The organism is Acetomicrobium sp. (assembly GCF_059026225.1).
Genome location: NZ_JBWQOQ010000007.1, coordinates 576344 through 596611 on the forward strand (window position 1 = coordinate 576344; position 20268 = coordinate 596611).

At 43.7% G+C, this 20268-nt stretch carries 19 protein-coding genes and 1 other RNA gene; 1 reads left to right on the forward strand and 19 read right to left on the reverse strand.

What is annotated here, in order from left to right:
• Positions 1–7 precede the first annotated feature (7 nt).
• The 12 genes from murC to rnpB all read right to left on the reverse strand — a co-directional run bounded on the left by murC (position 8) and on the right by rnpB (position 12791).
• A complete protein-coding gene (murC, locus tag AC5SXE_RS07320; RefSeq protein WP_433912456.1) occupies positions 8–1426 on the reverse strand; it encodes a UDP-N-acetylmuramate--L-alanine ligase in 1419 nt (472 codons plus the stop codon).
• 7 nt (positions 1427–1433) lie between these two features.
• Positions 1434–2534, reverse strand: a complete 1101-nt coding sequence (locus AC5SXE_RS07325) for a UDP-N-acetylglucosamine--N-acetylmuramyl-(pentapeptide) pyrophosphoryl-undecaprenol N-acetylglucosamine transferase (protein ID WP_493917056.1) — start codon at positions 2532–2534, stop codon at positions 1434–1436.
• Positions 2535–2564: 30 nt separating this feature from the next.
• Positions 2565–3638, reverse strand: a complete 1074-nt coding sequence (locus AC5SXE_RS07330; RefSeq protein WP_303882949.1) for an FtsW/RodA/SpoVE family cell cycle protein — start codon at positions 3636–3638, stop codon at positions 2565–2567.
• A gap of 19 nt (positions 3639–3657) precedes the next feature.
• Positions 3658–5034 carry a UDP-N-acetylmuramoyl-L-alanine--D-glutamate ligase gene (gene murD, locus AC5SXE_RS07335; RefSeq protein WP_303882948.1) on the reverse strand — a complete coding sequence of 459 codons (1377 nt, stop codon included), beginning with the start codon at positions 5032–5034 and terminating at the stop codon, positions 3658–3660.
• Positions 5035–5037: 3 nt separating this feature from the next.
• Positions 5038–5901, reverse strand: a complete 864-nt coding sequence (gene mraY, locus AC5SXE_RS07340; RefSeq protein WP_493917057.1) for a phospho-N-acetylmuramoyl-pentapeptide-transferase — start codon at positions 5899–5901, stop codon at positions 5038–5040.
• 84 nt (positions 5902–5985) lie between these two features.
• A complete protein-coding gene (locus tag AC5SXE_RS07345; RefSeq protein WP_303882946.1) occupies positions 5986–7398 on the reverse strand; it encodes a UDP-N-acetylmuramoyl-tripeptide--D-alanyl-D-alanine ligase in 1413 nt (470 codons plus the stop codon).
• Entirely contained in the window at positions 7395–8912 is a 1518-nt protein-coding gene (locus AC5SXE_RS07350) for a UDP-N-acetylmuramoyl-L-alanyl-D-glutamate--2,6-diaminopimelate ligase (protein ID WP_303882945.1), read from the reverse strand. Before AC5SXE_RS07350 ends, AC5SXE_RS07345 begins: the two co-directional genes overlap by 4 nt.
• A gap of 19 nt (positions 8913–8931) precedes the next feature.
• Positions 8932–10593: a peptidoglycan D,D-transpeptidase FtsI family protein gene (locus AC5SXE_RS07355; protein WP_303882944.1), complete on the reverse strand. Its 1662-nt coding sequence runs from the start codon at positions 10591–10593 to the stop codon at positions 8932–8934.
• Positions 10590–10988: a cell division protein gene (locus AC5SXE_RS07360; RefSeq protein WP_303882943.1), complete on the reverse strand. Its 399-nt coding sequence runs from the start codon at positions 10986–10988 to the stop codon at positions 10590–10592. The genes AC5SXE_RS07355 and AC5SXE_RS07360 overlap by 4 nt, the downstream gene beginning before the upstream one ends.
• A 25-nt stretch (positions 10989–11013) precedes the next feature.
• A complete protein-coding gene (rsmH, locus tag AC5SXE_RS07365) occupies positions 11014–11919 on the reverse strand; it encodes a 16S rRNA (cytosine(1402)-N(4))-methyltransferase RsmH (protein WP_303882942.1) in 906 nt (301 codons plus the stop codon).
• Positions 11907–12335 (reverse strand): division/cell wall cluster transcriptional repressor MraZ, encoded by a 429-nt coding sequence (mraZ, locus tag AC5SXE_RS07370; protein WP_303882941.1) that lies wholly within the window; start codon positions 12333–12335, stop codon positions 11907–11909. The genes rsmH and mraZ overlap by 13 nt, the downstream gene beginning before the upstream one ends.
• 121 nt (positions 12336–12456) lie before the next feature.
• An RNA gene (rnpB, locus tag AC5SXE_RS07375) (RNase P RNA component class A) lies at positions 12457–12791 on the reverse strand.
• 39 nt (positions 12792–12830) lie between these two features.
• On the opposite strand from rnpB, the gene AC5SXE_RS07380 reads away from it, so the two are divergent.
• A complete protein-coding gene (locus tag AC5SXE_RS07380; RefSeq protein WP_493917058.1) occupies positions 12831–13691 on the forward strand; it encodes a CheR family methyltransferase in 861 nt (286 codons plus the stop codon).
• 186 nt (positions 13692–13877) lie between these two features.
• Here AC5SXE_RS07380 and AC5SXE_RS07385 read toward each other — a convergent pair whose 3' ends face one another.
• From AC5SXE_RS07385 to AC5SXE_RS07415, 7 genes are all read right to left on the reverse strand, one after another.
• Positions 13878–14510: a V-type ATP synthase subunit D gene (locus AC5SXE_RS07385; RefSeq protein ID WP_323721566.1), complete on the reverse strand. Its 633-nt coding sequence runs from the start codon at positions 14508–14510 to the stop codon at positions 13878–13880.
• Positions 14503–15924: a V-type ATP synthase subunit B gene (locus tag AC5SXE_RS07390; protein ID WP_323721567.1), complete on the reverse strand. Its 1422-nt coding sequence runs from the start codon at positions 15922–15924 to the stop codon at positions 14503–14505. The genes AC5SXE_RS07385 and AC5SXE_RS07390 overlap by 8 nt, the downstream gene beginning before the upstream one ends.
• Positions 15914–17719 (reverse strand): V-type ATP synthase subunit A, encoded by a 1806-nt coding sequence (locus AC5SXE_RS07395; protein ID WP_493917059.1) that lies wholly within the window; start codon positions 17717–17719, stop codon positions 15914–15916. The genes AC5SXE_RS07390 and AC5SXE_RS07395 overlap by 11 nt, the downstream gene beginning before the upstream one ends.
• 33 nt (positions 17720–17752) lie before the next feature.
• A complete protein-coding gene (locus AC5SXE_RS07400; RefSeq protein WP_303883548.1) occupies positions 17753–18091 on the reverse strand; it encodes a V-type ATP synthase subunit F in 339 nt (112 codons plus the stop codon).
• The gene (locus AC5SXE_RS07405; RefSeq protein WP_493917060.1) at positions 18081–19097 is read right to left on the reverse strand and encodes a V-type ATPase subunit; all 1017 of its coding nucleotides are present in this window, start codon (positions 19095–19097) and stop codon (positions 18081–18083) included. Before AC5SXE_RS07405 ends, AC5SXE_RS07400 begins: the two co-directional genes overlap by 11 nt.
• Positions 19098–19183: 86 nt before the next feature.
• Positions 19184–19774, reverse strand: coding sequence for a V-type ATP synthase subunit E (locus tag AC5SXE_RS07410; RefSeq protein WP_332636119.1), 591 nt, complete (start codon positions 19772–19774; stop codon positions 19184–19186).
• An 11-nt stretch (positions 19775–19785) separates the two neighbouring features.
• Positions 19786–20259, reverse strand: coding sequence for a V-type ATP synthase subunit K (locus AC5SXE_RS07415; protein WP_303883581.1), 474 nt, complete (start codon positions 20257–20259; stop codon positions 19786–19788).
• Between the last annotated feature and the right edge of the window lie 9 nt (positions 20260–20268).

Below are 20268 nucleotides of genomic sequence, written 5' to 3' on the forward strand. Positions count from 1 at the left end.
TCCACCATCACATGGATGCTGTTTCTTGCTTATTGAAATTCGAGATAATCACGTTTAATATTTGACTCCCAAACACATCAACGTCACCTGCTCCCAACGTCAAAAGAACGTCCCCAGGTAGCAAATCTTCAACGACCTTGGAGACGACCTCTTCCTCGGCAACGGTAAGGCAATACTCATGAGCGTAATCATTAATCAGGCAGTTTGTTATTAGATCTGAACTAATACATTCCTCTAGTTTCTCGTCAGCCGGATATACAGGTAGAATATACACTATATCAGCATTCATCAAAGCCTCAGCAAACTTTCTGTACATGGCTTTTGTGCGCGTGTATCTGTGGGGTTGAAATATCACGATTAACCTGCGTGACGGAAATATATTGCGCATAGCATCTAAAGTAGCGCGAATTTCTCTTGGATGATGTCCATAGTCATCGTAGATATATATATCGTTACTTGCCCCTAGACACTGCAATCTTCTTTTAGTTCCCTTAAAATTATAAAGTGCTTTTTGGATCGTACCAAAGTCTATGTTTAGCAAATCTCCAACAGCACAGGCAGCCAAGGCGTTCAGGACGTTATGTTCACCTGAGACTCTAAGCTTGACGCTACCCATTTCATTACCTTCTTTTACAGCGGTAAACAAAACGCCCCCACCCGGTCTATGTTTTACATCGATAGCGCCCCAATCCCATCGTTTCCCCCAACCATAGGTAACACAAAAGGGAGAAAAAAGCTTTGACACAGCCTGACATCCAATATCTTCCCCGCATATCACAATTTTCCCATCACTTTTTCGATTCGATAAAAAGCGAATAAAGGCGTCTTGAACGGATTGAAAAGTGGGATAGAAATTGACATGATCCCAGTCTATATTTGTAATTACCGGTATATGGCAGGCAAACAATTCAAAGGAACCATCGCTTTCGTCCAATTCCGATACCATATATGCTCCCTGGCCCAACCTCGCATTGCCTCCTATATCAGACACCTCTCCTCCTATCGCCACGGTCGGATCGAGACCTGCAGCATCCAACACGGTCGCAATCATGGACGAGGTAGTGGTTTTGCCATGAGCCCCTGCTACACCGATGCCTTTTAACTGATTAAACAAAGCGCTTAAAATATCGCCCCTTCTGGCTACGCATACGCCAGCTTTTCTTGCGTAATCAAGCTCGATGTTGTTCCACGCAATCGCACTGCTGTAAATTAACAAATCTGGTTTAAAAATATCAATGTGGGATGCACAGTGGCCGCTTAAAACTTTTATGCCAAGTTTCTCTAAATTGGATACATAATTCGTCCTTGCAACATCACAACCGGATACTTCATAGCCCAGCCCTTTAAGCAAGTGAGCCAATCCGCTCATGCCGGCGCCTCCAACCCCCATTAAATGAAGAGATCTTGTATTGTCCCCGAAAATCATCGATTTCCTAAGCACATTCAATAGAGCCCTCCCCTTTCGTAGAAAAAGACAATATCGCATTCCAGAAACGGGCACATATATCGTTTCTTTTAATATCACACCCACCATTATTACAAAGCTTGCGCATATCGGATACCTCTAAAAGAGCAGCTTCCAAAAGCTCGATATTTTCGCTCTCGCGCCATATTCTACCCTTTCCTGAGCGCAAGAAGAGTTTGGCATTTGCTAACTGATGATCGTCTGAAGCTCCTTCCCAAGGTATCAATACACCCGGTACATCATAGCAGATAAGTTCCGATAGTGTCGATGCCCCACATCTTGTAACAGCATAGTGAGCCAATGAAAAATGAGCCGATAAATCCCAGGAGGGAGGGATAGCTACGACGTTGCTCGAAAGCCACTGCAAACCGCTCTTTTCGTTAGTTCCAACCAACATGAAAATGTGATCTTTTAAAGAATCGTGCTTTGCAACTTCAGTAATAGTTTGCATTAGCGGCTTGCCCCCAATTGAGCCTCCCATCACCAATGCAAATATCTTAGACGGAACTATACCCTTGCCTCCAAGCAATTCCCAGGCTTTTTGTCTGTCCATAAGGTTTATTCTTCGTACGGGAACACCAACGGGCATAAAACTTTTTTTATCTAAATAAAGACATTCATTCCAACCCGTAATGATTGGAATCCTTCGTTTCGAGCACAATCGTGTAGCTTTTCCAGCAATGGCATTTTGCTCATGTGCGATCATGGGGACATTTAGAAAAGATAGCAAAGCAAAGGGAACCGATAAGTAACCACCAAAAAGAACGATTACATTAGGTTTGAATTCCTTGATTAACTTATGTGCTTTTACCAAAGAAAAGATAAATTCTTTCCAACGCAAAATAGAGCGCACCCCCTTCACTCCAAAGGGAGAACCTGATAAGGGCAATATTGCGTGATCCACGTGCAAAGCTTTGTAAATTTTGCGCTCTAGTTCTCTGCTTCCACAAAGATAACCGACTTCAGCAGGTAAATTATTTTCCCTTATCCAATCACCTAATGAGACAGCTGGCAATATGTGTCCTCCCGTACCACCAGCAACAAACATGATTTTCAATGTATTGCTCATTTATCCAAAAGCGCTCCTTAATTATTATTACTACTTAACATCGGCTGAACAACGCAATAGCAAACCAATCTTCACCCATGTCGCAGAAAGAGCACTACCACCATAACTCATAAAAGGCATCGCCTTCCCCGTAAGAGGAATCAAGGTGGTCACTCCACCAGCGTTGATAAAGAAGGGTATCAAAATAGAAAGCCAAAGACCTAGGACTAAAAATCTTAAATATTCTTCATCCGCATCGCGCCAAAGAAGATAAATCCTCCTTGTCATTAAGGCAAAACCACCAATCACCAATAGCGAGCCTATGACACCAAGCTCCTCAGCACATATAGCAAAAATGAAATCGGTGTGAGCAGCCGGTAAATATTGAAGTTTTTGCAAGCTCCTCCCAAGTCCAACCCCCCAGAAGCCACCGTTCGCAAAGGCAATTAATCCCTGGATGATCTGAAATCCTTCGTTTAAGGGGTCTTGCCAAGGATCAAGCCATGCCTTTAAACGTCTTAATCTATAGGCGGCACTAAATGTTAAAACAATTATCGGCACTGCGGCTATAAAAGCCAAAAACAAAGGGTATTTCCATCCATACTTCGCTATAAAAATCCCGAATCCCAAAATCAGAAGGATTAAAGCAGAACCTATATCTGGCTGAAGAAGAAGCGGAATAGTGCTTATCATTAAAATTCCGATTGTGCGGACAAAGGCTTTTTCAGAACTCCCCCCTTCTCTAGAAATAATATCAGATAGATGAATAACTACTGAAAATATCAGCATCTCCGAGGGTTGAAACGAAAAAGGACCCAGCCTTATCCACCTGGACGATCCACTTACCGACATGCCCAAAAAAGGAATTATCGTGGCAAATGTGAGAGCTATAGCGATAATCCATAAAAGGCCAGAACAGCTCCTCCACAGCTTAGTCGGGATAGAGTATGTTATTGCCATGCCAACCAAAGAAATCAATAACCACTTTATTTGCTTTATTCCGTATGTCCATGGCGAACCAAAGAATTTTAAAGAAAAGTAACCAGAGGCAGAAATGATCATTATGATCCCAAATATCGATAAAACCAGAGGGACCACTAACAACAACATATCAAAAGAGTACATATTTTCACATCTTGGGGTTTCAGTTACTCTCTCGTCCATTTTTTACTACACAAGCCTCAATTAAATTTTTTACGATTTCTTGAAAATCTTTTCCCCTCTCGTGATAGTTTCTATACATATCCCAACTAGTGCAAGCCGGGGAAAGCAGGACTATATCCCCTGGACAAGCCATTTCAAAGGCTTTATAGACTGCCTCTTTCATTGAAGCCGCCAAATAAAAATTACTAAAGCCTGCGCTTCTCAAGCTTTTTGCTATGACCTCTTTTTCTTCACCCAACAATACCGCTGCCCGTACATGTTTTTTTATCGCCCCAGCAAGTTTATCATATTTCTCTCCCTTTCCCCTACCTCCCAGTATCACCACTTTGACACCCGGAATCGAGGCAATGGCAGTAACGCTTGAAGCCACGTTTGTTCCCTTTGAATCATCTATAAATACTACCCCATCTTTTTCGCCCACCTTTTCACAACGATGAGGAAGGTTCTTAAAATCAGGGAGAAATTCGCGTGCTCTTTCCACTTCACACCCGAGATAATATATTGCAGCCATGGCCATAGCAGCATTTTCAACGTTATGGTACCCGAATAAGGATAGCGACTTGAGTGGGAAAAGCCTTATATGTCCACCTTCTGTCCTTAAAAGGGCTTCTGAATCGTTTAGAATGAGCTCATCTTGCACTCTTTCTGCGTCATGCATGAATTTTTCGAAAGACCAATACAAACGGGCTCCCCTGCCCTCACGAACTTGTAGGATTTCTTCATCTTGTGCGCGGTAAACCAAACACCCTTTGGGAGAAAGAAGCTCTATTATGCGTCTTTTAGCGTTAACGTATGCTTCAAAACTGCCATGCCAGTCGAGGTGATCGGGATAGATGTTGGTAATAATCGCAACATCACAACTAAAGCGCTTTGTCCAGTGAAGTTGGAAGCTACTTAACTCTACTACAATAAAATCAAGGGGCATCATCGCAAAATCGGCCAAGGGGATGCCAAAATTGCCAGCTAGAGCGACGTTATATCCCATTTTTGACAACAAATGGTTTATCAAAGCCGCTGTAGTGCTCTTGCCGTTGGTGCCAGTAACGCCTACGATTTTACCTGACAAGTAGGGGTAAATGAAATCCAGCTCGCCTTGCAATGGCGTACCTGTTTTGCGGGCCATTTGTACCGGAAGAGTTTTATCTGATATCCCTGAGCTTAATACTACCAAGTCGCAGTCGAGTAATGCCTTTGTGTGTTCACCCTCTTCCCATTGTATATCCTTTTCGCGAAACAGGGCTTTAGTGTTTTCATCTAACTTTCCTTGCTCCGTCACAAATACATCAAAATTCGCACTCTTTGCCATCAATGCCAAGGATTTCCCACTAATGCCGCTTCCTACAACAGTAACCTTCATCCCCTAGATCACCTGCCAGGTCCATAAGGCCCCTAAAAGAGAAATCCCCATAAGGTGTATCAACCAGAATCTGACAACTATGTGTTCCTCAGGCCATCCGCATAATTCAAAATGATGATGCAATGGACTCATCTTGAAGATCCTTTTTCTAAAGCACTTAAAAGATATCACCTGAAGTATCACGGAGACTATTTCAATACCGAAAATAAAGGATATGGGAAATATCAGCAAAAGATCTCCCGACATTGCTACGTTACCCATTAAAAGACCAGCGATAAAATGCGCTCCCACATCTCCCATAAACACCCTTGCCGGATAGGAATTGTACCACAAAAACGATAAAACACACGCTAAGCCGACAACTAGGGACAGTCGGCAGGGTTCGATTTCTAGAACGAAAAGAAGTGCTACCAAAGATATTACTGAGGCTCCTGCTGCAAGCCCGTCAAGGCCATCAGTTATGTTCAATGCATTATACAAGCCTACTGCGAAAAAACAAAGAAGGACGAAAGTCAAAATAAAGTAAACAGAGGACGAATCTGAAATTAAATAAAAAGGAACCTCCTTAGCAGTAATCCATGCCCAAGGCAAAACAACCATAAATTGTCCCAGCAACTTTTGTCTTGATGTTAAACCCTCACTTGACCTTCTAACAATCTTTATGACATCATCCGTTAACCCTACGGCAGCCCCCCCAAAGGGCAACCACCATAAAATGAACTTGTCGATTATACTTGACTTATCATTGCTTACAAATGCTAAAGCAATCAAAGACAACGCTATAAAAATGACCCCACCCATGGTGGGTATGCCTGCTTTTAAAACCACGTGACGCTTCGGTCCGTAGCTTTTAGGCGTTTCCCCCATTTAAATCTGCTAAAAAGCTCTATCCATAACCTTTGCAAAACGATTCCTAATATCATCAACAAACAAAAATAAAGCATCAAATATTTATAACTCATCTAAGGACCACCGATCGTAAATGCGCTCCATCTCATAAAATCTTGAACCTTTAACTAAAACGACGTCGCCAGATAGCAGGATGTCTTTTAAATAACTGCTAACCTCTTCTATTTCTTCAAACAGAAGAACAGTTTTTGTTGAATTAGCGTGCAAGTCGTCCCATTCCTGTCCATATAAAACAGTGATATCCGCAACAGATGTAACGACTCCTAAGACTTCTTCATGAAATTGCTTTTCGCAACCACCCAATTCCCTCATGCCGCCCAAGACCGCCACTTTACGCCCTCGCCAAGGCATGGCCTTTAAATTATTTATGGCTGCCTTGACCGAAACAGGGCTAGCGTTATATGACTCATCGATGAATAAAATACCTTCTTTGCTTTGCAACAAAGCGCCCCTACCCCGCGGAGATTTCATGTGACGCAAGCTTGAGGCTATTTCATCAAAACCAACGCCCATCTCTAGGCCAACGGCCAAAGCTACGGCCATCGCATTGACGTTTTGCTCTCCCCATAATTTGCTTTCAACTTCTTTTACTCCAAGGGGAGTAGCTATAGACACCCTTCTAGAATAATTTAGACCGTCCCACCGCAAAGAAGTATCTAAAATCCTGAAAGGGCACGACGGATTTCTTCCAACGCTGATTACTTTTGAAGGCTTATATGGAAGCTCTACAAGCCCTTCCCTCAAGATCGAAGAATCGCCATTTATTAATAAAACATCGCAACAGTCAGTGACAATTTCCAACTTGGCCTGAAGTATACCGTTGATATCACCAAATCCCTCCAGATGAACTGGATCGATGGACGTTATAACTGCAATGTTGGGCGTAAAATAACTGACCATCTCTGCAATTTCCCTCTTGGCATTAGCTCCCATCTCTAACACGAGAAACTCCGAATCCCTGGGGGCAGACAATATCGTTAACGAACAACCCAAAAGAGTGTTATGATTTCCCCTTGATATATGAGCTTTATATTTTCCCCGCAAGACAGCACCGATGACATCTTTAGTGGTTGTCTTTCCGACGCTTCCGGTGACTGCTATGATTTTCTTCAGCGATGGAAGGCAAACAAGGTACTTAACAGCAGCTTCAACTATCGCGTGCTCCGGGGAAGGCACTCCAAACAAAGAAACATCCTGATCACGCGAAATAGCAAGGTACTTTGGCACTTCCTCGTCCCTTAAGATTATTCCTCTTGCACCTCGATGTACAGCATCTCCTATGAAATTATGCCCATCCACCCTGCTTCCCTTCAGAGCAATAAAAATGTCGCCTTCCTTTACATTTCTGCTATCGGTTTTTATTGAGATAGGCAGCGAAATATCCGCTCCACAAAGGCTAGAACAATTGAACGTCTTTCCTATGGTAATTGAAGAAGGATCTTTCAAAAAACTCATAAAAACTTCTTCCCCCTTGAATCACACCATTCCTTCAACGCGTCAAAATCACTGTAAGCCACCACGTGATCCTTAAAGATTATCTGACGTTCTGGCCCTTTGCCTGTAATCAAGACCACGTCGTTTGCACGAGCATGATCTAAGGCAAAATGTACAGCTTCTTTTCTATCGATGATTATTTTGTAGTCCGGATCCCGAGAACTTGATTTTATGCCCTCCACTATCTGAAGCGCGATTTCCCCTGGATCTTCGCTTCTGGGATTATCCATGGTAACGACAATATGATCTGCCAAACTGGCCGCCACGCTACCAAGCAATGGTCTATTTTCCCTAAAGCGATCGCCGCCATGTCCAAAAACTAGCCACAACTTTCCACCACATAAAGGCCTGATTGTCGAAAGGGCTTTCTCTAAAGCATCTGGAGTATGAGCGTAATCTATTACACAAATCGAACCATCCTCTATAAAGTATCTTTCGAGCCTTCCCGGCACAGGAGGACACGTCTCAAGACCCCTTCTAATTACATCTGGCGAAAAATTAAGCGACCAAGCTGTGCTACAAGCGGCCAAAGCATTATATGCATTATGCTCGCCAATTAAAGGTAAGACAACGTTTGCCAGCGTTATCCCATCAGGTAAGACGATGTCCATGACAATGCCCTCAAGAGAGCTACTAACTATTGAACCATAAAACCTCCCTTTTTTCCTTTGCCGAATCGAAAAACTTAGGGCATAAGGCTCAAATGTTTCTTGTATCATCTTGCCATAAACATCGTCAACATTCGTCGATACTTTCCAGCCCCCGCGCATGTATTTTTCAAGCAATTTTTTCTTTGCTGCAAAATACTTATCCATATCGCCATGATAATCGAGATGCTCTGGTGTTAAGTTTGTAAAAATTGCTCTATCGTAAAAACATCCAACGATGCGCCCCTGCTCGATACCATGAGAAGAAGCCTCCATAACGCAAGCATGACAGCAATTTTTCACCATCCGGCTTAACAAGTTTTGAATCAAGGGCGCCTGTGGAGTTGTTCTTTCAGCTTCTTCTTCCTTTTCGCCATCATAATAAATAATAGTACCTATTAAACCGCACCTCATTTCGCCAGCATCTAAAATACTTTTAATTAAATAGGTTGTCGTGCTTTTACCGTTGGTACCGGTCACGCCAATCAAGAGCAACCTGCTCGCCGGTAATCCATTAAAGTATGCTGAAGCATATCCGCAAGCATCTCTTGCATTTGTAACTATCAACTGAGGTATGTTAAGATTTTCAATCCTTTCAGTCGCAAGCACAGCTATAGCACCATTCTGCTCAGCGTCGTGAGCAAATTCTATTCCTCTTCTTTTAGTGCCATCAAGGCAACAAAAAAGGGCACCTCTTTGTACGTGCCTGCTATCTATACAAATGTTGGAAACATTTTGTGATAAACTATCTAAATTCGGAGCTTTTATTTCCTTTAGACATCGTCGTTGAAAGAGAAATTCTGCTAGACTTTTGAGCGATACTTCCATTAGCCGTCACCTGTCCATTCTAGTTATTAATCTCAAATCCGCTTGTCATAATCTCTTCCACTATAGATTTGAAAATGGGAGCTGCGACAAGACTCGCAAGGTAACCTTTCGAACGTGGATTACCTATCACTATGACCAAAACATAATGCGGGCTCTCATGAGGCCAAAAACCCGCAAAGGTCGCCACATGGGCATCTTTTAAATATTGACCCTTGTACGCCACCTGCGCCGTCCCGGTCTTGCCTGCCACCTTTGCTGCTCCTACATCTGCTTGCTTGCCAGTGCCCTCCACTACTGCACGCCTTAAAGCCGTTCGAAGTGATTTTGACGTGCTTGACGAAAGCACTCGTGCAATCTCGCGCCTTTGACCGCAATAAACTCTGTTACCTTTTCCATCGAAAACTTCTCTTGTTACATAAGGACGGATTAAAACGCCTCCATTGGCAATTGCCGAAAAAGCTTGAGCTAACTGTATGGGCGTAATCGCAATGCCCTGACCTAAGGAAATATTAGCCGGCACAACTCCCCACCATTGCGATGGGAGTGGAAGCAATCCTTCTTCTTCTCCCGGCAATTCTACGCCTGTGGGAATGCCAAAGCCCCAGCCTTTTAACGCGTTATAAGTAAAGTTCGGGGGCATCTTCATTCCTACTTGAGCCATTCCTACATTGCAAGAATTTATAAGTATCTTGTAAATGTCCTGCGATCCGTGAGCGCGGCCCCCTACTTCGCGAATGACATGATCTGCTATTCTTATAGACCCACCACAGCGGAAGGCGCTTTTTGCATTAACATATCCACCATCCATGGCGATGCCCATCATTATGGGCTTGAGAACAGAACCAGGTTCATATACTCTTCCTATAACATTGTTGCGAAGTCTTTCATCTGTAAATGTACCCCTATCCTCCGGATCAAAAGAAGGGTAGCTTGACATCGCCAGTATTTCGCCCGTCATGGGGTCCATACACATGGCAGCACCCCACTCCGCTTGATTTATCTCAGCACCTTTTTGCAAGGCGCTGTCAACGATATATTGTAGCCTCCAATCGATAGTAAGAATTACTTTGCTCTTAGGAAAAACTGACCCTTTGTCGGACAAAGTAGAGGCCATTTCAAAATAGTTCCCTGCCGCGTCTCTTACTAAGGTCCTGACTTCCGGAGGAGTATACAGAAAAACATCCCATTGCCTCTCGACGCCGGCGAGCCCTTTTTCGTCTATATCAACGAAACCAAGCAAATGAGCCATGTACTTTCCAAAGGGATAGGAACGTTCCATTTCTTTGACGCCATAAATCCCTTTTAAGTTTAACGACAAAATTTCTTCTCCCTTGGGTAAAGGCAATTTGCGAGTCAGCCAAATAAACCTTCCCGCAAGGGGTTTATGTAATCTTTCAATTACGTTTTTCGGCAAGTATCTTGACAAAATCGACAATTGATCCGTATCCCAAAAGACAGGATCAACGAACAAACTCCATCTTGGCACCGACAAGGTAAGCGTAACGCCATTTCTGTCGGCTACGACGCCTCTTGACGATGTCGCCAAAATTTGTTGCCAGTACTGGCTTTGTGACCAAAAAACGACCTTAGAATCGGGAACAAGGCATAGCTGAAAAACCCTAGCGGTTATGACAGCGAAAACTAAAAAAATTATATGCCAAATGCCCTTAGACTCCCTCAAAATTGATCCTTTCGCTCCTCCCTGGCGCTAGCAAAGGGATTAAGCAATTTTAAGATCCCCCTCTTCTCTGTAATCAGAGGTATTGAGGCTGTGAACGGCGATTTTTCATCTCGAGATACAGCAGCGACTCGGATAGTTGTGTCAATCCCTAAATCTTTTGTCATGCCTAAGCTACCACTTGCGTAATATACCACACGATCGGGCGCCATTAAAGAGAGGAGGCGTTGAGATAGGAGCAAATTCTTTTGCTGCAATTCATCGATTTGTTGATTTAGTACGATTAACTCGTGCTCAAGATACAAACTATAAAAACGAAGTCCAGCAAGCCCGAGGAGAGCCAAGGAAATTAATATGATATAGCAGTACACCCCCTTTTTCCCCATCCTTGCTGCCAATTTCTTCGCCCCCTCACTGCCAAGATTAAAACTTTGCAAATGCTCTCAGCTTAGCACTCCTGGATCTAGGATTACTTTTAATTTCTTCCGCCTTCGGCGATATCGGTTTTTTTGTATATAAACTTCCTAAGCCATCAGTTTCCCACCGTTTAAATGTATGTTTAACTAGACGATCCTCCAAAGAATGATAACTAAGGACCACGATAATGCCTCCGCTTCGCACGCATCCTGCGCTTTTCTCCAATCCCATTTTTAACGCATTTAACTCGTCGTTCACGGCAATTCGAAGCGCTTGAAAAACCCTTCTGGCCGGATGCTTTCCCATGCGCCTTTGAACTTTCGCCGGCAGGGCACCACGAATAATATCAACCAGCTCTGACGTTGATGAAATTTGGCCGTAGCGATCACGATGACGCACAATTGCCCTTGCCAATAGGCGCGAAAAACGCTCCTCTCCATACTCATAAAAAATCTTCGCTAACTCATCATAGGTTAACTTATTAATAAGATCGCAAGCAGTTACTGTCGCATCTTTATCCATTCGCATATCGATAGGGCCTTCTTTGTTAAAGGAAAAACCCCTCTCTTCATCGTCAAGTTGCAAAGAGGAAACCCCTAAGTCAAACAAAATTGCATCTGCATTCTCTTCTTTTAGTAGGTAAGTTTTTACGATCTCATCGATATGCTTAAAATTAGACTTGAGTAACAAAACTCTTTCTCCAAAACATTCCAGTCTTTGAGCAGCCATAACTAGTGCTTGATCATCTTGATCAATACCTAAAAGCCTAACTCTGGGAAACGAAGAAAGAATCTCGAAAGCATGTCCCCCTAACCCAACCGTTGCATCTATCACATAGCTCAAATTATCAATTTTCGATAATATAGCTATAATTTCCTCCGACATCACGGGAATATGTTTTACTTCTCCCATTCTACGCCCTCAACTATGGAAGGAAAGTTCGCCAAAATGTCTTGCCTGTATTCGTTCCATTTGTCGCGATCCCATATCTCTAAATGATCACCTACACCGATAACGCTTACTTCAGAGTTTAAAGAAGCATGGGATTTGAGCATCTGCGGAAGTAATATCCTGCCAGCGGAATCAACTGAAAGCTCGTGTGCAGTTGCCAAAAAGACGCGCAAGAAATCTCTTGCCTTGCTTCGTGAGAAAGGCATTCGTTGCAATCGCTCGAGCAGCTTCTCCCATCCGTCTTTCGAGTACAAAGAGACGCATTGTTCAACTCCAACGGAGGCAACAAGTTCATCTCCGAGCTCTTGCCGGAATTTAGAAGGTAATACTAAACGCCCTTTCTTGTCCAAGCGATGCTCATAGGTGCCTATCATCATCTTTCACTTCATCCCACTTTATGCCACTTTCTACCACTTTACCATCAAGTCAATCCATAATGCAAGCCCCGAGACCTAAAAATTTCAAAAACTTTAAGGTCTCGGGGCTTAATATGTTACTCTTTCGAGCATCCCATAAGCCGGGTTCTGTGACAACGATGGCCATTTCTCTCAGAAAGGACTCACGCCCTTTCTTAAGCGATCAACCCGGAGGTCAGCGGGCCACCTCATCCCTCCCTATTTGATCTTGCTCCAAGCGGGGTTTGCCTGGCTCATCGGTCGCCCGATGACCGGTGGGCTCTTACCCCACCTTTTCACCCTTACTCCTAAAAGGAGCGGTATGTTTCTGTGGCACTTTCCCGAGGCTCGCGCCTGCTGGACGTTATCCAGCGCTTTGCCCTATGGAGCCCGGACTTTCCTCATTCCTATACGGAACGCGGCCATCTGGGATACTCGGACATCTTGCCCTAATTCTGTTTTAAAGATATCATCATCATGGCCTTCATGCAACCCCGCCGTCCAAAAGATATTCAGGGAGGTTTAGACAGGTATAGAATGGAAACACAATTTTCCCCCATGCCGGGATACGAAGAATTCAAGAAGAAAATACGAGCATTGATCGATATTGATTTAGATGCCTATAAATATCAAATACATAGGCGGGCTCACATGCTAATGCAGCGTTGGAAATGCGCAAACTATGATGAATACTATAAGATACTGAGAAAAGATCCTGAAAAACGCAAAGAGTTCCTTGATTATCTTGCAATTAACGTTTCAGAGTTCTTCAGAAACCCTTCCATATGGTGGTCCCTGCGAGACAAAGTTTTGCCAGACATTATAAAAGACAGGGGTAAAAGAATGAAAATATGGAGTGCTGGTTCAGCCACCGGTGAAGAAGCATATTCCTTGGCAATACTAGCTTATGAACTAAACTTGCTATGCCCTCCTTTTATCGAAGCTTGGGATATAGATGAAGAAGCAACAAATATAGCTTTGAAAGGAGTCTATCACCAGCGACAAATTACAAATGTCCCCAAGGAATGGTTAGAAAAATACTTCACTAAAGTTCAAGATGAACACATTAGAGTAAAAGATGAAATTAAAAGGCGCGTGCAATTTAAGATAGTTAATTTATTAAGTACGACATTTCCACAAAATTTATATGATCTAATACTATGTCGCAACGTCATGATATACTTTTCCTCAGAAACGAAAAAAGAACTTTATCCGAAGTTTGTTCAGGCTCTAAGACCCGGTGGTGTTTTGATGGTAGGTGCTACTGAACATATATACAATTACCGGGATCTAGGATTAGAGCCCCTTGATCAATTTTTGTACAAGAAGTTAGTATAGTTCGCAAAATCCTAATCATTAACTCTTTGTCTGTTTTCTTTCCCCGCAATGAAATTAACCGATATAAACACCCCTTCCCATGGAACCCTAGCAATAACATCGCAGATTCCATGGGAAAGGTGCATGCTATTTGCCCTTAAGCCTAGATACACATACAGAAACGGCTATATTTATTTGTAAAGCAGTTTAGTGAGATCTGACAATTTCCTTTATGCGCATTAATCGACTTAAATTAGATCGCTCCATCTCGTCTAATTTCATAGTTATATCCCTTATGGTCTCCTCAAAGGCAGGGATTAAAACGTATTCGAGGGCATTCACCCTCCTCCGCGTTCGCTCAATCTCGCAAGCCATAAGACGAAGTGCCTTTTCCTCGCTGGCCAAGCGTACTAAATCCGGAAGTAGTGCTGCAAATTGCTCTAAAGCCAGATCTAAACTACCTGAGGTCATTGCAAAACCATAACCTATTACTTGTTCCTCAGTCTCTTCAATGGCAAATTCAGGCACAACTACGCTCATGAGATTGCGTTTTTTTACATCAACCATGGCCTCGCCGCCACTGGCCATTAATAGCGACTGTTCCAATATTGCCGGCACCATTTGTGCCCGTGCCATCAAGAAACTTCGATAACAGGTAGTGAGTGCTGGCTCAACTTTTTCCCGCAATTTCATTACTTCTCTAGCTTTTTGCAAGAACTCTTTTATCAAAGCATCTTGTTTGTCTTTAAGCAGTTTGTGGCCTCTTTTTGCGGTAACAAGACGCTTTTTTATGACATTTAGCATCATCCTGTTGGGATTTACGTTTAACTTATTAGCCAACTTCGATCACTCTCTCATCCTGTGATTGGCTATCTTGTCGTTTAGGCTTGAGGTATTTTTCAATGTATTCATCCCTAACGCGCTTAAGTTCGGTTAGTGGCAATGGGGCCAAAAGCTCCCATCCTAGCTCTAAGGTTTCTAAGATGCTTCTGTCTTCATACTCTCCCTGTCTTACATATTTATCTTCAAATTTATCGGCAAAGTCTGCAAAGGCCTTATCGTTTTCAGTCAGGGCTCCTTCGCCAAGGATTGTGGCTAACTCCTTGGCTTCTTTGCCCCTCGCGTAAGCGGCAAATAACTGGTTAAGCAAATCGGCATGGTCTTCTCGTGTTTTGCCTCTTCCTATGCCTTTATCCTTCAAGCGAGAAAGGGAAGGCAACACGTCAACCGGTGGATAGATGCCCCGGCGATGCAAGCCCCTGTTTAATATTATTTGTCCTTCTGTGATATAACCGGTCAAATCAGGTATTGGGTGGGTTATGTCATCCTCGGGCATTGTAAGTATGGGCAGCTGAGTAATTGATCCTTTATAACCGCGCAAACGTCCTGCTCGCTCATACATTGTAGCAAGGTCAGTATAAAGATATCCCGGATAGCCCCTTCTTCCGGGGACCTCCTTTCGTGCAGCTGATATCTCGCGCAGAGCCTCACAATAATTGGTCATATCAGTCAGTATAACTAATACGTGCATGTCAAGCTCAAAGGCTAGATATTCAGCACAAGTAAGAGCTAGCCTGGGCGTGGTTATACGTTCTATAGCAGGGTCATCAGCTAAATTCAGAAACATAACAGCTCGATCAATGGCTCCCGTCCTTCTAAGGTCATCCATGAAGAAAGAGGCCTCCTCGAAGGTAATCCCCATAGCGGCAAACACGACAGCAAAAGCTTCCCCGGTTCCCAAGACAGCAGCTTGACGTGCAATCTGAGCAGCTATTTTATTGTGAGGCATCCCGCTGCCCGAAAAGATGGGCAACTTCTGGCCTCTTACTATAGGATTCATGCCATCGATTGTCGATATTCCCGTTTGTATAAACTCTGACGGATAGTCCCTTGAATAGGGATTTATGGGGTAACCGTTTATATCGAGATGTTTCTCTGGAATTATCCCAGGACCATCGTCTATGGGCTCTCCCCGGCCATTAAATATTCTTCCCAAAATGCCTTTGGAGACTGGTATCATCAATACCTTGCCCATAAAACGAACCTTGGTACTCTCGAGGTCGATTCCCGTCGTTCCCTCAAAAACCTGTACCAACGCCCGATCCGTCGATATCTCCAAAACGCGGCCCCGCCTTTTTTCCCCGTTGCTCAAGGATATTTCGACCAGCTCATCGTATTGAACGTCAGTTGTCTTTTCAACCACCATTAGCGGACCGGAAAGGTCGCTTATTGTTCTATATTCCTTAGGCAGCATAGTTGTCGCCTCCTGTAGGTATGATCTTGTTTATCTGAGAACGGATCTCTGCTTCAAGCTGATCTAAGAACTCAAGGTTTTCTTCAGCAATATATCGCATCCTCGCTATCTCTTCTCTAACAGGAAGTTCAAAGAGTTTCTTTATGTCCGCCCCTCGCTTTAATGCATCCATTGCCGTACGATGAAAAGTCAAAATATTTCGCAACATCTTAAATTGTTTATCCATTGAAGCATAGGTATCTATCTCATGAAAGGCATTTTGATGCAAAAAATCCTCCCTAATAGATTTTGCAGTCTCGAGGATTAAACGTTCCTCCCTGGAAAGAGCATCTATACCGACCAGCCTGACAATCTCTAAGAGTTGAGCTTCCTCCTCCAGAAGCGACATGGCTTCCGTTCGTTGTAAGCTCCATTCGCCATCATATCTTTCATCCCAGTATTCTCCAAGCACATCGGTATAAAGGGAATAACTGTTAAGCCAGTTAATCGCTGGAAAGTGACGTTGATAAGCCAATGAAGCATCAAGACCCCAAAACACTTTTGTCACCCTGAGGGTATTTTGGCTGACAGGTTCCGAAAGATCTCCACCAGGAGGAGAAACTGCTCCAATGACACTTATGGCTCCTTCTCTCCCGTCTTTTCCTAAACACACACACCGTCCGGCACGCTCGTAGAAGGAGGCTAGCCTCGTACCCAGATAAGCAGGATAGCCTTCCTCACCTGGCATCTCCTCGAGTCGTCCTGATATCTCGCGCAGAGCCTCTGCCCACCGACTTGTGGAGTCAGCCATCAGGGCAACCGAGTATCCCATATCTCTATAGTATTCTGCGATCGTAATAGCCGTATAAACGCTGGCTTCGCGCGCTGCCACAGGCATATTGGAAGTATTGGCTATTAGCACCGTTCTTTTCATCAGCGGTTGCCCAGAACGCGGATCTGGCAATTGTGGGAACTCAAGCAAGACGTCGGTCATCTCGTTACCCCTTTCACCACATCCTACATATACAACTATCTCGGCGTCAGCCCATTTGGCGAGTTGATGCTGAATGACGGTTTTACCGCTACCGAAGGGTCCTGGAACACAGGCAGTTCCGCCTCTTGAGACGGGGAAAAACATGTCTAAGACGCGTTGACCTGTTAGTAGAGGTACTTCGGGGTTTAGCCTCTTTGCCACTGGCTTGGGAAATCTTACTGGCCAACGTTGCATCATCGTAATTTTATAGACGTTGCCCTCTTTTCCTTCAACTTCGGCGATAACTTCTTCTATTGTGTTCTTTCCTTCTTTGATGGATTTTATCCTGCCTTCAATGCCAATCGGAACCATTATGCGGTGTTCCACCAAAACGGTCTCTTGTACTACTCCAAGCACATCCCCTGAACTTACCAATTCTCCAACTTGAACTTTAGGAATGAATTCCCATTGTTTCCTTCTGTCCAAAGAGGGTACGTCTATACCTCTAGTAATGTAAGGACTTTGTGCTTCACTTTCAATAATATTAAGCGGCCTTTGAACGCCATCGAAAAATTGTTCGATAAGCCCAGGCCCTAACTCAACGCTCAAGGGGGCACCTGTACTGATCACCGGTTCTTTTGGTTTTAAGCCTGAGGTCTCCTCGTAAACCTGAATGAACGCATTATCCCCTTTAAGCTCTATGATTTCTCCCACAAGACCTAAATCGCCTACGCGAACTACGTCGTACATAGACGCGCCAGCCATACCGCTAGCTACTACTAAGGGCCCCGATATTCTAGAAATTGATCCCTTTATCTGCTGCTTACGAGCTTCTTCGCCCATGAAAGTTCCCCCCAAATCCAAAAATTTTCCTAATCATTTATTGGCAAATATATCGATGCCGACCGCCTTTTCCACCCAATTTCTTATCTGTGATGTGCCGTAACCGGTCGAATACTTTAAAGTTGGTATGGAAATTACGCTTAACATGTTATCACATGTTAAATCATCTATCATTTGCTCATATCTCCGGCAAAGATCTTCCGTCATGAAGCAAATAGCGAATCTCTTGTTTATCAAATCAAGGAGAATCTCTCTTAACCTGTTTTCATCATCAGGGTCATCTATTGCGAATTGTCTTAGCCCAATGGCTTGAAAAGGTAAAATGCTATCATAATCACCTACAGCTGCAATTCGGTGACCTCTATGCTGCATGACGTAACAACCCCTTTATCATGTCTTTCTCCACTCCGCTTGCTTTGCCAACCAGAATTATTCTGAGGTTACGAACTTCCATCTCTTTAAACCATAGGTAGCGCACTACTTGTTCTGGTGCAAATGGATCGTACTGATATTGGTCCAAATAACTACTTATTAATCTATCCGAACGTCGCTCTACCTCGGGCAAGACCTGAAAGTCTTCTACCTCTTCTATACCGCTTAACGCGTCGCCCATATAACCAAAAGAAAGCGCCCTCGACCACGACTCTCGAGGTTCGGGATAAAGCTGGGTTAAGAGATCTGAAGAAAAAATCCCGCCAGGGTGAAGGTGATCTAAAACCTCAGAAACATCGACATTCAACCTTTTCAGGCGCAACATCGTCCTAATATTTTCTCCATCTATGCGAAGACGAACGTATTCCTTCACGCCAGGAAAGGAAATATCATCGGCAATAAGGCGCATGGCGTAAAACATATGACGATCCAAAATGTTTTCAATTTCCAAGATATTCTTGGTCTGCTCCCATATCATGACACAAGAAGGTATAACCCTATGCAACTGATAAGGAAGGAGGCGATAATCTTCGCTTTCTATGGCCAATATCATTTCATCAGCCGGATAAGATCCCATAGAAACCAAAAGATCCCACCGGCTCTCTCCTCCACCTCTTTGTGCAAACAAGCTTTTCAACACAACCTTCATATTGTGAAAGTCATAGGGAACTTGGAACAAGGAAACTATCGAGGGATCAGGAACAAATTTTCTAAGCTCGTTGTAAAGATAGGCAAGTTCTGCTTCTAGTAACTTATCATACGAAGAAGCACCAGTCTCGGCTACCCACTGTCCATAACAAGTCTCCATAAGCAACTTCCATGCACTATCAAAGCCGTCCGCATCAGCCATTTGCTGCAGAATGGTCGAATCGACCATCCGATTTTCCATGGCCTTGATACGAGACACAGCATATGTATAATCACATTCAGCTTTCAACAGCCTCACCAACCCTAAAATATTTCATGATTCGTCACCTAAAAGTTGCCAATTTCAACGAAATAGCCACCACGTTATTCTGCTATCTTAAAGGGTTAGTTCACAAAAAGTTCCTCCGCAATGGTCAATTCCAGATCATCTTGAATGTTGGTTATTAGCATGTCAAAAGAACAATTAATATCTATATCTCCCAGATTAAGCACAAAGCCACCTTTGTGTGGCAAACGCTCATGTGCCAAAACAAGCTTCGTACCGTTTTCCTCATTAAAACTGGCAATCCACTCGTTGGTAATGACCTTTTCATCCTCACCAACGTACAATACGCCTTCCACCGACTCTGATTCTTTGACGGCCGTTTTTAAAAGTTTTGCCACGAAGGCAACATGCGTCTTCGAGTCAAGTTGACATAGTTTCTCGCGAGCCTCATTCAGTACTCCCTCGATCAGGGATCTCTTCATGGCTAGTTCCAACTTCCTAAGATCTAGATTCGCCACTATCTCCCTTCTTTTGAAGACGTTTTCTCTTTCTTCCTTTGCACGTTGCATCCATTCTTTTTGTATTTTTTGAGCCTCTTCTTCAGCTTTTAAGATGATATCATCTGCTTCTGCTTTAGCCTTTTTCAGTATCTCCTCAGCCTGTCTCTTGGCATCTTCCTCTATCTTTAATTTCACATCAGCTAGAGCCATTGCATACACCTCTATAGGCTAATGCCATTTAGCAATATAATGCTCATCAATAAGGCTAAAACAGCGTAGGTTTCAACCATAGCCGGAAGTATGACAGCTTTACCCGTCTCTTCCGGTCGTTTGGCGATAAGCTGGATGCAAGCAGCAGAGGTCTTACCCTGGGAAAATCCTGATATATAGCCCACAATGGCAATTGGTAGGCAAGCGAAAAGTATCGCCATCCCCTGTTCTAAGCTAACAGGAACCGGAGAGCCGCCCAACAAACCCACTTTCATGATGGTAAAAAACCCGGTCAACAATCCATATATTCCCTGAGTCCCCGGTATCGCCTGAAGAAGCAGGATTAATCCAAACTTTCCAGGGTCTTCCGTCATTACTCCTGCTCCGGATTCACCAGCAACACCTACTCCCAAAGCAGAACCGGAACCAGCACACCCTGCAGCTAAAGCAGCACCTAATATTGCTAAAGCAAGTCCCCATTCCATTATCAACAA

What these genes read in the sequence shown, in the direction of transcription:
- AC5SXE_RS07345 (WP_303882946.1), bottom strand. Translation starts at nt 7,398, where the DNA reads ATGAGTTTTTTGAAAGATCCTTCTTCAATTACCATAGGAAAGACGTTC.
- murD (WP_303882948.1), bottom strand. Translation starts at nt 5,034, where the DNA reads ATGAAGGTTACTGTTGTAGGAAGCGGCATTAGTGGGAAATCCTTGGCA.
- AC5SXE_RS07400 (WP_303883548.1), bottom strand. Translation starts at nt 18,091, where the DNA reads ATGCAGCATAGAGGTCACCGAATTGCAGCTGTAGGTGATTATGATAGC.
- AC5SXE_RS07410 (WP_332636119.1), bottom strand. Translation starts at nt 19,774, where the DNA reads ATGGCTCTAGCTGATGTGAAATTAAAGATAGAGGAAGATGCCAAGAGA.
- mraZ (WP_303882941.1), bottom strand. Translation starts at nt 12,335, where the DNA reads ATGATGATAGGCACCTATGAGCATCGCTTGGACAAGAAAGGGCGTTTA.
- AC5SXE_RS07350 (WP_303882945.1), bottom strand. Translation starts at nt 8,912, where the DNA reads ATGGAAGTATCGCTCAAAAGTCTAGCAGAATTTCTCTTTCAACGACGA.
- murC (WP_433912456.1), bottom strand. Translation starts at nt 1,426, where the DNA reads ATGATTTTCGGGGACAATACAAGATCTCTTCATTTAATGGGGGTTGGA.
- AC5SXE_RS07390 (WP_323721567.1), bottom strand. Translation starts at nt 15,924, where the DNA reads ATGCTGCCTAAGGAATATAGAACAATAAGCGACCTTTCCGGTCCGCTA.
- mraY (WP_493917057.1), bottom strand. Translation starts at nt 5,901, where the DNA reads ATGGGGGAAACGCCTAAAAGCTACGGACCGAAGCGTCACGTGGTTTTA.
- AC5SXE_RS07380 (WP_493917058.1), top strand. Translation starts at nt 12,831, where the DNA reads ATGGCCTTCATGCAACCCCGCCGTCCAAAAGATATTCAGGGAGGTTTA.
- rsmH (WP_303882942.1), bottom strand. Translation starts at nt 11,919, where the DNA reads ATGGGAGAAGTAAAACATATTCCCGTGATGTCGGAGGAAATTATAGCT.
- AC5SXE_RS07395 (WP_493917059.1), bottom strand. Translation starts at nt 17,719, where the DNA reads ATGGGCGAAGAAGCTCGTAAGCAGCAGATAAAGGGATCAATTTCTAGA.
- AC5SXE_RS07325 (WP_493917056.1), bottom strand. Translation starts at nt 2,534, where the DNA reads ATGAGCAATACATTGAAAATCATGTTTGTTGCTGGTGGTACGGGAGGA.
- AC5SXE_RS07330 (WP_303882949.1), bottom strand. Translation starts at nt 3,638, where the DNA reads ATGTACTCTTTTGATATGTTGTTGTTAGTGGTCCCTCTGGTTTTATCG.
- AC5SXE_RS07415 (WP_303883581.1), bottom strand. Translation starts at nt 20,259, where the DNA reads ATGGAATGGGGACTTGCTTTAGCAATATTAGGTGCTGCTTTAGCTGCA.